Annotated in this window: 11 protein-coding genes; 5 read left to right on the forward strand and 6 right to left on the reverse strand. The window is 68.6% G+C overall.

Features of this window, described 5'->3' with window-relative positions:
- Positions 1-528 precede the first annotated feature (528 nt).
- From ACFXK0_RS05600 to ACFXK0_RS05615, 4 genes are all read left to right on the forward strand, one after another.
- Positions 529-1,005 carry a hotdog fold domain-containing protein gene (locus ACFXK0_RS05600; protein ID WP_379408612.1) on the forward strand — a complete coding sequence of 159 codons (477 nt, stop codon included), beginning with the start codon at positions 529-531 and terminating at the stop codon, positions 1,003-1,005.
- A gap of 66 nt (positions 1,006-1,071) precedes the next feature.
- Entirely contained in the window at positions 1,072-1,950 is an 879-nt protein-coding gene (locus tag ACFXK0_RS05605; RefSeq protein WP_379408613.1) for an ABC transporter ATP-binding protein, read from the forward strand.
- Between the two features lie 52 nt (positions 1,951-2,002).
- Positions 2,003-3,169, forward strand: coding sequence for an ABC transporter permease (locus ACFXK0_RS05610; protein ID WP_379408615.1), 1,167 nt, complete (start codon positions 2,003-2,005; stop codon positions 3,167-3,169).
- Between the two features lie 64 nt (positions 3,170-3,233).
- Positions 3,234-4,400: a lycopene cyclase family protein gene (locus ACFXK0_RS05615; protein ID WP_379408616.1), complete on the forward strand. Its 1,167-nt coding sequence runs from the start codon at positions 3,234-3,236 to the stop codon at positions 4,398-4,400.
- A 71-nt stretch (positions 4,401-4,471) separates the two neighbouring features.
- On the opposite strand, the gene ACFXK0_RS05620 is transcribed toward ACFXK0_RS05615, so the two are convergent.
- From ACFXK0_RS05620 to ACFXK0_RS05630, 3 genes are read right to left on the reverse strand one after another with little or no spacing between them, the layout of a single operon-like run.
- Positions 4,472-5,299, reverse strand: a complete 828-nt coding sequence (locus ACFXK0_RS05620) for an ABC transporter permease (protein WP_379408617.1) — start codon at positions 5,297-5,299, stop codon at positions 4,472-4,474.
- Positions 5,296-6,105, reverse strand: coding sequence for an ABC transporter permease (locus ACFXK0_RS05625; RefSeq protein WP_379408618.1), 810 nt, complete (start codon positions 6,103-6,105; stop codon positions 5,296-5,298). Before ACFXK0_RS05625 ends, ACFXK0_RS05620 begins: the two co-directional genes overlap by 4 nt.
- Positions 6,105-7,106 carry an ATP-binding cassette domain-containing protein gene (locus ACFXK0_RS05630; RefSeq protein ID WP_379408619.1) on the reverse strand — a complete coding sequence of 334 codons (1,002 nt, stop codon included), beginning with the start codon at positions 7,104-7,106 and terminating at the stop codon, positions 6,105-6,107. The genes ACFXK0_RS05625 and ACFXK0_RS05630 overlap by 1 nt, the downstream gene beginning before the upstream one ends.
- A gap of 305 nt (positions 7,107-7,411) precedes the next feature.
- On the opposite strand from ACFXK0_RS05630, the gene ACFXK0_RS05635 reads away from it, so the two are divergent.
- A complete protein-coding gene (locus ACFXK0_RS05635; protein WP_379408621.1) occupies positions 7,412-8,920 on the forward strand; it encodes an aldehyde dehydrogenase family protein in 1,509 nt (502 codons plus the stop codon).
- On the opposite strand, the gene ACFXK0_RS05640 is transcribed toward ACFXK0_RS05635, so the two are convergent.
- From ACFXK0_RS05640 to ACFXK0_RS05650, 3 genes are all read right to left on the reverse strand, one after another.
- Positions 8,917-9,366 carry a MarR family winged helix-turn-helix transcriptional regulator gene (locus tag ACFXK0_RS05640; protein WP_379408622.1) on the reverse strand — a complete coding sequence of 150 codons (450 nt, stop codon included), beginning with the start codon at positions 9,364-9,366 and terminating at the stop codon, positions 8,917-8,919. The two genes, ACFXK0_RS05635 and ACFXK0_RS05640, sit on opposite strands and share 4 nt — an antisense overlap.
- Before the next feature lie 47 nt (positions 9,367-9,413).
- Entirely contained in the window at positions 9,414-10,646 is a 1,233-nt protein-coding gene (locus tag ACFXK0_RS05645) for a TetR/AcrR family transcriptional regulator (protein ID WP_379408623.1), read from the reverse strand.
- Between the two features lie 168 nt (positions 10,647-10,814).
- A complete protein-coding gene (locus ACFXK0_RS05650) occupies positions 10,815-11,837 on the reverse strand; it encodes an alpha/beta hydrolase (RefSeq protein WP_379408793.1) in 1,023 nt (340 codons plus the stop codon).
- Positions 11,838-11,987 lie beyond the last annotated feature (150 nt).

An 11,987-nucleotide genomic window follows, 5' to 3' on the forward strand; every position in this document is an offset into this window, starting at 1 on the left:
CGCTTTCCTTCGTGGTCACAGGAGCAAGCTCCCGCACCACCCTCATTTGCACAGTCCGAACACACGGGCTCATCCCCGCTCGCGCGAGGAACAAGTTGAAGACCGTGACCGGGCACCGCCCGATCCTCGCCGCTGTTCATCTGTCATGGTGCTCCGGTCCACGCGGTCGGGCGTGTCGCCTTTTCGCTCATTCTTCAGCCCTGATCACTTACTCATCATCGGCCTGGAACGTGGTCCCGGACGTATCCGCACCCGGCGAACCGGGGGAATACAAACTTCTGCTCGCCTGACTCGATCTGCCTTCTCCAAGGAGAGGGCACGATCCTGTGCAAGGCAACCCGAACAGTATGCACCATCCCGACAACGCTCTTCAAATCGGGGGTCATGAGGTATCGATCACGCCCCTCGGGGGCGTCTACCTGGACCGTATCGCCGGAACGGGCTGTGCTCGCTCATGGTAGCTGGCACGATGCCGGCCTCGGCGATCGAGGGTTCCGCGCTATCTTACTTTTGAGTAAGATAGCGCGCATGACACAGGAAACCGCGACCTACCGCGGCTGGAAGAAGCTGCCGGACAACCGCCTCGGCCACACGCTGTTCTCCCTGGGCATGGTCGCCCGGGTCCCCTACTTCGGCACCGTGCTGCCCCAGGTGGTCCGGCTCGAGCCGGGCATCTGCGAGGTGACCTCGCCCAAGTGGTTCGGCATCCACAACCACCTCGGCACCTTCCACGCGATCGCGGCCTGCAATCTGGCCGAGGTGGCGATGGGGATGCTCAGCGAGGCCACCGTCCCGACCACGCACCGCTGGATTCCCAAGGCGATGAACGTGCAGTACCTGACCAAGGCCGAGAGCGGGCTGCGCGCGGTCGCGAAGCTGGCCGAGGTGCCCGACTTCGCCGCGATCACCGAGGGCACCGAGCTGACGGTGCCGGTGTCGATCTACGACAAGGACGGCATCGAGGTCGTGCACGCCGACATCACCACCTGGGTCACCCCGCGCTGAGTGCCACCCCCCGAAAGTCGTTGAATCGGTACGGTTGTGATCGGGACGACAGACGGGGAGGACTCGATGCTGGAAGTCGCGCAGCTGGTGCGCCGGTTCGGCGAGCACGTGGCGGTCGACGGAGTGTCCTTCGGTGTGCCACCCGGCGCGCTGACGGGGTTCGTCGGCGGCAACGGGGCGGGCAAGACCACCACCATGCGGATGATCATGGGGGTGCTGGCCGTGCAGTCCGGCGAGATCCGCTGGGACGGCAGGCCGGTGACCGCGCAGGATCGGCGCTCCTTCGGTTATATGCCCGAAGAACGCGGGCTATATCCGAAGCAGCCGGTGCTCGATCAGCTGGTCTATCTGGCCCGGCTGCGCGGTATGAGCGCGTCCGGGGCCAAGCAGCGGGCCGGGGAACTGCTGGCGCGCTTCGGGCTGGCCGAGCGGGGCAAGGACAAACTCGAGTCGCTGTCGCTGGGCAATCAGCAGCGGGTGCAGATCGCGGCCGCGGTGATCGCCCAGCCCACCGCGCTGATCCTGGACGAGCCGTTCTCCGGGCTCGACCCGGCCGCGGTGGATTCGATGGTGGAGTTGCTGCGCGAGTACGCCGATCAGGGTGTGCCGGTGCTGTTCTCCTCGCATCAGCTGGATCTGGTGGAGCGGCTCTGCGACCAGCTGGTCATCCTGTCGCGCGGACGGGTGGTCGGGCAGGGCTCGGTCGAGTCGCTGCGCGCGGGGAGCGCGGCACGGTACCGGCTGGTCCTCGACAGTGATCCGGGGTGGTTGCGGGAGTTCGCCGGGGTGCGGGTGATCTCGCTCGACGGGTCGGCGGCGGTGCTGGAACTGGCCGGCGCGGGGACCGACGAGGTGTTGCAGGAAGCGCTGGTGCGCGGATCGGTGCGGGAGTTCGCCGAGGCGCGACCGACCGTGGCCGAGATCTACCGGGAGGTGACGGCATGAGAGCTCAGCGCCTGGCGGCGGCAGCCTGCGTGACCACGGAAGGCGACCGCGCATGAGCGGGGTGTGGCGGATCGTCGCGGTCCGCGAGATCGTGGTGAAGCTGCGGGATCGCAACTTCGTCGTCTCGACGGTGGTGACGATCGTGGCGATCGTCGCGTCGCTGGCGGTCAGCGGATTCCTCGGCAGCAGGCCGGACAAGATCGACGTGGCGATCACCGGGCCTGCGACCGCGGCCGTGGTGGAGACCGCGAACGGCCTGGCCACCGCCGCCGACAGCGACACCACCTTCATCGCGCACGAGGTCGCCGACCGTGCGGCCGTCGAACAGCAGGTGCGGGACGAGGTCGTCGATGTGGGTCTGGTGCCCGCAGATTCGGGCTGGCTGCTGGTCGGCAAAACCGCCGAGGACGACGAGGCCACCACCTACATCACCGCCGCCGCCCAGCAACTGGCCCTACAGCGCAATGCCGCGGCCGCGGGTGTCTCGCTCGAGGAGCTGGGGCGCGGCGCGGTGGTGAGTTACGACCTGCTGGACAAGGGCGCGGTCGACCCGGGGCTGAGCAAGATCGTGGCGCTGGTCTTCGCGTTCCTGTTCTATCTGGCTTCGGTGCTGTTCGGCATGTCGATCGCGCAGAGTGTGGTGGAGGAGAAGCAGAACCGGATCGTGGAGATCCTGGCCAGCGCGATGCCGTTGCGGCAGTTGCTGATCGGCAAGGTCGTCGGCAATACCGTGCTGGCCTTCGCGCAGCTGGCGCTGTTCGTCGGGGCCGGGTTGCTCGGGCTGGTGGCGACCGATCGGGCCGATCAGCTGGGCCAGATCGCCGGGGCCGCGGGCTGGTTCATCGTGTTCTTCGTGGTCGGGTTCATCGCGCTGGCCAGTCTGTGGGCGGTGGCCGGTGCGCTGGCGACCCGCAGCGAGGACCTCCAGTCCACCGCCACTCCCCTGTCGATGCTGATCATGATCGTGCTGTTCGCCGGCATCTTCCTCACCGGCACCCCCCGGGTGGTGGCCTCGTATGTGCCGATCATGTCCATCGTCGCCATGCCGGGCCGCCTGGCCGAGGGCACCGCCGCCTGGTGGGAACCGCTCGTGGCATTGGGACTGATGGCCGTGGCCACCTACGGCATCGTGCTGGTCGCCGAACGCATCTACCGCCGCTCGCTCATGCAGACCCAGGGCCGCCTGACCATGCGTCAGGCCCTGGCACTCGAGGACTGACCACCGTCCGTCGCCGTGAGCGGGGTGCTTGCGTCGCGATGTGGGGGCGGGATTGAATGCGGGCGTGAGTAGTGTGCGGGAATTCGATGTGTGTGTGGTCGGGCTGGGGCCGACCGGGCGGGGGCTGGCGCATCGGGCGGCGGTGGCCGGGCTGCGGGTGGCGGCGGTGGATCCACGGCCGGATCGGTTGTTCCCGCCGACATTCTCGTGCTGGGTCGACGAGCTGCCGGGCTGGCTCCCGGACAGTGTGATCGCCCAGCGCATCGCGAAGCCGACGGTGTGGACCAAGACCGAGCACCGGATTCCCCGCGAGTACTGCGTGCTGTCCAAGGCTGGTTTGCACGCGGCGCTGGCCCTCGACGACGCGACAGTTTTCGCCGACCGGGCCCGCCGGGTGGACCAGCACGAGGTGGAGCTCGCCGACGGCACGGTGATCAAGGCCGCCACGGTGTTCGATACCCGCGGCCTGCCCACGCTGGGCAAACGCCGGGCTGCCTCGGCGCACGGCATCTTCGTCGCCGCCGAGACCGCGGCGCCCATGGTCGGCGACGGCGAGGGCCTGCTGCTGGACTGGCGGCCTGAGAACGGCGCGGGCCCGGACGAGCCGCCGTCGTTCCTCTACGCGGTGCCGCTCGGGGACGGCACGGTGATCTTCGAGGAGACCAGTCTCGGTCTGCGCGGCGGTATGCCCCAGCACGAGCTGCGCAAACGCACGCTCAGCAGGCTCGCCGCCCACGGCATCGTGCTGCGCGGGGACGAATCGAGCGAGGCCGCGCACTATCCGCTCGACCAGGCGCCGCCGAAGAAGGGCACGGCGGTCGCGGTCCCGTTCGGTTCGCGCGGCGGCATGATGCACCCGTGCACGGGCTACAGCGTGGCCGATTCGCTGGCGCTGATCGATACCGCGGTGACCGCGGTCCAGCAGGGCACCGACCCGATCGCGGCGCTCTGGCCGTGGCGGGCGCGCGCGGTCTACTGGATGCGGATGCGCGGTCTGTTCGGCCTGGGCCGGCTCACCACCGACCAGTCGATCGCCATGTTCGAGGCCTTCTTCACCGAATCCGACCGCGGTCAGCACGCGTTGCTCTCGGCCCACGACGACTACACCGCCCTCGGCGCGGTGCTGTTCAACACCGTCGCGCACACCTGGCCGTTCGGCTGGCGCTACGACCTGGTCGGCTGGACCAACCGGGACCGCTGGGTGGATTTCCCGTTCGCCGAACCGGCGTAATCGTGCAATTCTCGTCCCGCCAGTCGGAATAACGACTGCGGAACGGCGAATTGCACGATTACGCCGGTGGCCTAGGCAGTCTGCGCGGCCTTCTTGTACCCAGCGATAGCCGGGTAAGCGAACACCGCGACCATGCCGATCGTCCAGGCCAGCGTCTTGATCAGCGGCTCGGCGACGGGACCGCCGTAGGACAGCCCGATCATCGCGTCGATCGCGCAGCTCATCGGCTGGTTGGCGACAATGGTCTGCAGCCAGGTCGGGTAGGCGACGATCGGTACGAAGCCGGTGTTGAAGAACATCAGCAAGGTGTTGACGATGCCGATCAGGCTGATCAGCATCACGCCCTCGGTGATCGTGGCCAGCGCCGTGACCATCACCGCGAAACCGAGACCGAACAGCACCGGCACACTGACCAGCGCGATATTGGTCAGCGGGTTCTCCATGAACAGGAACCCGAGCGGCACCGCGACCAGCAGCACGATCACCGTGGTGATCAGGATGCGGACCACCTCGGCGAGCAGGCGGCCGGTCAGCAGCGACGCCTTGTTCAGCGGCATCGTGTAGAACCGGCTCAGCAGTCCGGCGGCTTTCTCGCGTTTGAAGCCGAGCGCGCTGACGACCGCGCCGGTCATGGCCGCGACCAGGGTCAGCAGCGCGGCCTGGCCGTAGATGGCGGGCATGCCGCCGTAGGCGGTGATGTAGTCGCCCAGCACGATGCGGAACATCAGCAGGGTCACCGCCGGGTAGACGATGGTCTGGATGGTCGTGGACGGGTCGCGCAGCCAGACCATCAGCAGGCGTTTGCACTGGATGAGGCTGTGGGTTATCCACAACGACACCGAGCCCTCGGGCTTGGCGTCCACCTCCGGCAGCTGCGCCGCGGTCAACGTCGTGGTCATGATCGCCTCACACTCGCCCACACAGCCAGTGGGAGGAAGAAGATGGCCAGCCCGCCCAGCCACACCAGCGACACCCAGGTGCCCGCCCAGCTCAGGTCGCCGGCGGCCATGTCGCTGAGGGTCTGCGCGGCCTGGGAGATCGGCTGGTTGCGCGCGAATCCGCGCGCCCAGCTCGGGAACGCGGCCTCGGGTACGAAGCCGGTCGAGAGCATGCCGAAGATCAGGATGGGCAGGGTGAGCGCCTGGCTCAGTGCCTCGGGATTCTTGGTGAGGCTGCCCAGCGCGTCGGCGCCCAGCGTCAGCACCACACCGATGCCCAGCGCGAAGCCACAGAAGGCCATGGCCTGTAGCCAGCCGCCGGTGAACCGGAAACCGATCAGGTAGCCGTAGCCGACGGTGGCGATCAGCGAGATCACCGAGCGAACCAGCCCGGCGCAGATGCGCGAGAGCAACGGCACCAGCGACCCGATGGGCATGGTCTGCAACCGGGTGCTCAGGCCGGTCAGCGCCTCGAACGCGGCCAGCTGCGCATTGGACATCATGGTCATGGCCATGGTCTGCAACACGATGATCGGCATGACGTACTGCGCGTAGTCGATGCCCTGGACCTTCATCACATACCGCAGCGGCAGGTAGAAGGCGACGGTGATGACCAGCGGGAACAGCACCGCCACGATCAGCTCACCCTTGGTGACCATGGTGTGCACGATGCGCCCGGTCAGCGCGCGCCACTGCGCGAAGCTGCTCGGATGCGCGGCGGGCAGATCGTCGAACAGGGTGGTCCCCGCGACAGTCGGAGCGCTCACTAGTGCCCGCCCGTGTGACCGGTGATCGACAGGAACACGTCGTCGAGCGAGGGCCTGCGCAATGCGATGTCGGCCAGGTCGATGCCGGCGCTGTCGAGCCTGCGCAGGGCCTCGGCGAGGGTGGCGGCGCCGTCGGGGGCGGGCACCGAGAGCTTGTCGGCGCCGGCGATGTCGGCGGCGACGGCGGCCGGGACCAGATCGCCCAGCGCCTGCACGGTCGCGGCCAGCTTGCTCGGGTCGAGCGGGACGATCTCGCAGTAGCTGCCGCCGGTCTTGGCTTTGAGCTGGTCGGCGGTGCCCTCGGCGATGACGGTGCCCTTGTCGATGACGATGATGTTGTCGCTGAGCACGTCGGCCTCTTCGAGGTACTGCGTGGTGAGCAGCACCGTGATGCCCTGGTTCTTCAGAGCGGTGACCAGGTCCCACACGCCCTGGCGGCTGCGCGGGTCCAGGCCGGTGGTCGGCTCGTCGAGGAAGACCACCTCGGGGCGCACCACCAGCCCGCAGGCGATGTCGACGCGACGGCGCATGCCTCCGGAGTAGTTGCGCACTGCCCGCTTGCCCGCGCCGACCAGGTCGAATTCCTCGAGCAGCACCTCGGCGCGCTTGCGGGCGGCCGACTTGGTCAGGCCCATCAGCCTGCCGAACAGTTCGAGGTTCTCGCGGCCGGTCAGGTTCTCGTCGAGGGCGGCGTACTGGCCGGTCATCATGATCGCGCGGCGCACGCCCGCGGCGTCGGTGCGCACGTCGTGCCCGGCGACCACGGCGGAGCCGGAGTCGGGGCGCAGCAGGGTCGAGAGGATCTTGACCGTGGTGGTCTTGCCCGCGCCGTTGGGACCGAGAATGCCGAGCACGCTGGCTCGTTCGGCCTGGAAACTGATGCCTTGCAGGGCGTGCACGTCGCCGAAGGACTTGCGCACGTCGGACACCAGGACCGCGGGTTCACCGCCGCCTGTCGCGACGCCACCCACGGGCGACTCCACTGAGATCGAACTCGGCATCAACTCTCCACCATCGGCCGGGCGCGTTCCGCTCGTCAAGGGGCATGCGCGCACGGAAAATTATCTTCTCGGTAGGTGATCCATACCGTTCGGCGCGATGTTACCGGTCCGGCGGTTTTCCGGGTCGCTCTCGTGCGAGCCGGTCCCACTCGGCGGACCGATGTGGTCTTGGTCACCAGGGCAGCGCAAGGGCAGTGGGATGACCTTGTCGGGCCGCTCGCCCGGCCATACGCTGACGGTCGGGGAAACACTCGTCTCACCGGCCCGTCTCCTCGGGCGTGTTCGACCTGTTGTGAGAGGTGACGATGAACGAGTCAGCACCAGCCGGCACCGCGGCGCCGGTGGGGCGTCCCTATGTGCTGACGTCCTACGACCCGCGCACCGGCGAACAGCTCGCGCAGTATTCCGTGCACAGCTCCGCCGAGGTCACCCGCGCCGTGCGCACCGCCCGCGCGACCCAGAACTGGTGGGGGGAACTGGGTTTCGCCGGACGCAAGCGCCTGCTGCTGGCGTGGCGCCGATATCTCGCGCGCAACGCGGGCGCCCTGGTGGAACTGCTGCGCGACGAGACCGGCAAACCGGAGGCCGATGCCGCGCTCGAGGTGATGCTCGCGGTCGAGAATCTGGATTGGGCCGCCCGCAACGCCGAGCGCACGCTGGGCCGCAAGCGGCTGTCCTCGGGCTGGCTCACCCGTAATCAGCAGGCCTCGGTGGGCTATCTGCCGCTCGGGGTGATCGGCGTGCTGGGCGCGTGGAACAACCCGGTGTTCACGCCGATGGGCGCGATCGCCTACGCCATGGCCGCGGGCAATACGGTGGTGTTCCATCCGCACGAACTCACCACCGGCGTCGGCACCTGGCTGGCCGAGAGCTGGGCGGCGGTGGCCCCCGACCATCCGGTGCTGCAGGCCGTCACCGGTGACAATCGCACCGCGACCGCCCTGTGCCTGGCCGAGGTCGACAAGATCGCCTACGCCGGTCCCGAGGCGGCCGGGCGCGAGGTGATCGCGCTGTGCGCGCAGTCGCTGACCCCGGTCGTGGTGGAGAACAGCGGCAAGGGCAGCATGATCGTGCACGTCGACGCCGTTCTCGACGCCGCCGCCGAGGCCGCGGTGTTCGGCGCGATGGCCAATGCGGGCCAGAACGCCACCGGTATCCAGCGCTGTTATGTCGCCGATTCGGTGTTCGACGATTTCCTGGCCAGGGTGGCCGAGCGCGCGGCCCGGCTGCGGCCGGGCGCGGACAATCGCGCCGCCTACGGACCGATGATCAACGCCACCCAGGTCGATGTGGTGCGCAGGCAGGTCCGCGACGCCATCGCCCGCGGCGGGCACGCGGTACTCGGCGGCCTCGATTCCTTCCGCGATCCGTATGTGGAGCCGATCGTGCTGGCCGAGGTGCCCGAGGAGAGCATCGCCATCACCGGCGAGGGCATCGGCCCGGTGCTGGTGGTCAACCGGGTCACCGACCTGGCCGACGCTGTAACCAGGGTGAATGCGGCGGGCAACGGTATCGCCGTCACCGTGTTCACCCTCGACATCCCGAGTGCGGAGTTCATCGCCGAGCAGTTGAGAGTCGGTGTGGTGACGGTGAATTCGTCGACCGCGTTCACCGGTATCCCGGCGCTGCCGTTCGGCGGGGTCGGCGAGTACGGCCAGGGCCACAGTCATGGCCAGCAGGGGCTGCGCGAGTACAGCAGGACGATGTCGATCGCGCGGCGGCTGTACCGGGCACCGGTGCGGCTGTCCACCTTCGATCGTCATCCGCGCCACCTGCGCACGGCCAAGGCGCTGTTCCGGTTGCGTCGCGGTTAGGCGGGGGCGTGGTGGTCCATGACCGCCTGGAGCATCCGGACCAGTTCCGCGCGTTCGGCCGGGCTCAGGGCCGCGAGTAGTTCGTCCTGGGCCTGGCGTACCGCGGTGTCGAGGTGTTCGAGGTGGCGTCCACCGGTGTCGGTGATGGTGACCAGATTGCGGCGCCGGTCCACCGGATCGGGGACCCGCTGCGCGTAGCCGCCGCGTTCGAGATCGGCGATCGTGGTGGTGACATCGCTGCGGTCGAGCCCGACGCGTCTGCCCAGCTCGGCCTGGCTGGCCGGACCGAATTCGGCCAGTGCGGCCAGTAGCGCGTAGTGGTAGCGGTGGGCGGCCGAACGCGCGCGGATCAGGTCGCCGACGAACCTGCCGCCCTGCGTACTGACCTGTGTCAGCAGCCAGGTCGGCATCGAACGCAGGCGCGCCGGTGCGGTCCGGGGTTCCACGCCGGACAGTGTAGGTCACCCTTAATTGCGGGTGTCGGGGAAACGGCTCAGACCCGGTTGCCGCTGCCCAGCATGACCGCGCTGGTCAACGCGCCGAGCCGGTCCAGCTGGGCGGACCGGGAGTCGAAGCGCAGCAGCCGGCCGACATCGATGATCTGCCCGATCGCCGCGTGCACCCGGAATCGCGCCTCCACTGGGTCGCCGTCGAGCAGGTTGGCCCATTCGAGGATGTTCTGGCGCTGGATCGCGCGCAGGCGGTGCTGTTCGGCCTGTGGGAGATTGCTGAACTCCGCGTAGTAGACCGGCATGATCTCCGGGGTCGCGAAGGTGAGCCGGGCGTAGCGGTCGGCGATCTGGCGGGCCGCTTCGGCGCCGTTGTCGGCCTCGGCCAGTGCTTCGCCGATGGCGATGGCGAGGCGGTCGCCGGTGCGGTGGAAGGCGGCGGCGAGCAGGTCGGCTTTGCTGTCGAAGTGCCGGTAGACGCTGGAGGCGTTGATGCCGACGGCGGCGCCGATCTCCTCGATCCCGGATTCGTGGTAGCCGTTGCGGCCGAAGATGCGGATCGCCTCGGTGAGCAGCTGTTCACGTTTCGAGGTGATCGGCAGGCCACGGTTCTGGGTGCTCGGCTCGGGTTCGGCGGGGGCGGGCGGCAGGTCGGCGCGCACGATCGCCCAGGCCATGTCGAGCTGTACGGCCAGCATCCGCCCGTGCGCGAGGGTGGTGCGGTGCGCGGCGATGCTGGCCAGCGCGCTCAGCGCGGCGACGGCCAGCAGGGTGACGTCCTCTGGGGTCGCTTCGGGCCGTAGTTCGGCGATCGGCGCGGCGACCATCGCCTCCAGTTCCCGGTAGAACGCGCGGATGCGCACCCGGTCCTCGCGTTCGAGGAAGCGGCGTTCCCAGCGGTAGAGCCCGGCCTCGCGGCGGATGTCGATATTGCGCTCGGCGACGGCGGTGAGCAGCGCGTCGAGCCGTGCTTCCGGGCTCAGTGCCGGGTCGTCGGCGGCGGCGGCGACATCGCGCAGGCCGCGCGCGCCTTCCTCGGCGGCCGCGACGAGCAGCGCGTATTTGTTGGCGAAGTGGCGGTAGAGGGCCGGTCCGGAGATGCCGACTTCGGCGGCGATCTCGTCGACGCCGACCGGGTGGTAGCCGCGGGCGCTGAACGCGCGGGCGGCGGCCCGCATGATCTGCATCTTGCGGTCCTTGGGCCTGCGGCGCACGACCCGCGCCGGTGCGGTGGTCGGCTCGCAGGCGCGTTCGGCCTCACTGCGATCGGCGACCATGCACTCACTTTCCGTTCCGCGTACCGGGTTCATCGGCTGGTACCGCGCCGCTGGGGCAGCGCTGGACCAGTCAACCTAAGTTAACCACAATTCGCAAACATCGAGAGGCAGGTCGGCGAAACGAAAACCGCCCCGGCGACGACCGGGGCGGTTCGGCGAACTACGGGGCTACAGGCCCAGGCCGCGGGCCAGGGTCGGCCAGGACAGCTTCAGCTCGTCTTTCCAGTAGCCCCACGAGTGGGTGCCGTTGGGCCGGAAGTTGAAGGTCGCCGGGATGCCCAGCTCGTTGAGCCGGTTGGCCAGGTTGTGCGTGCAATAGTTGGTGCCCGCCTCGATGACGCCGCCGATCACGATCTGATTGGCCAGACCGTAGGGGCCGGGCAGGGCGTAGGGACCGTTGAGGGTGTCGTACGGGCCGGGCAGGCCGTTGCCGGTGGAGATGTACAGATCGAGCCCGCGCAACCCCTCGGCATTGACGTACGGGTCATTCTTGACCCACTCCTCAGAGCCCTGCGGACCCCACATGTTCATGGTGTCGCCGCCGCCCCAGGTCTCGACGGTGAGCTTGACGAATTCCGAGCCGACCGGGTCGGAGGTCTGCGCGCACCCGCTGTAGGCCGCGGCCGCCTGGTACAGGCCGGGCTTGGCGATCGGCAGCGCGAGCACGGTGGTGCCCGAGGTGGACAGGCCGGCGATGGCGTTCACGCCGTTGGTGCCCAGCGCGCCGTCGACCAGCGGGGGCAGTTCCTCGGTGAAGAAGGTCTTCCACTTGTTGCGGCCGAGGACCGGGTCGTCGGCGATCCAGTCGGTGTAGTAGCTCCACGCGCCACCGATGGGCTGGATGACGTTGACGTTCTTGTCACCGAGGAACTCGAGCGCGTCGGTCTTGGCGACCCAGGACGCCGAATCCTCGCCGCCACCCGCACCGTTGAGCAGGTACAGGGTGGGGCGCGGGACCGAGGCGTCGGCCGGGCGCTGCACGTCGACGATGATGTTCTGGTCCATGGCGGCGGAGTAGACGTGCAACCGCAGGTTGCGCGAATCCTTCACCTCGGCTTTGACGATCTTGGAGCCGTCGGGGGCGACCGGGTTGGCCAGCAGGCTCTGGGAATCGATGATCGGGTCAGCCGATGCGGGGCTTGCGCCGAGGCCGGACAACAGTCCGGCTACCACTGCCGTTGCCGCGATCATCGCCGCGGCGCGGGAGCCACGACGCCGGGTCTGCCGACGCATCAATTTCGCACCTTCGCTTCGTCTCGAATTCTGTTTGCGTGCCCAAGATACGGGTTATGCATTCGATACAACAGTGGTAACCGCTACAACAGTGCGGTCACATCATGC

Source organism: Nocardia sp. NPDC059177 (assembly GCF_042755165.1).
GTDB lineage: Bacteria > Actinomycetota > Actinomycetes > Mycobacteriales > Mycobacteriaceae > Nocardia.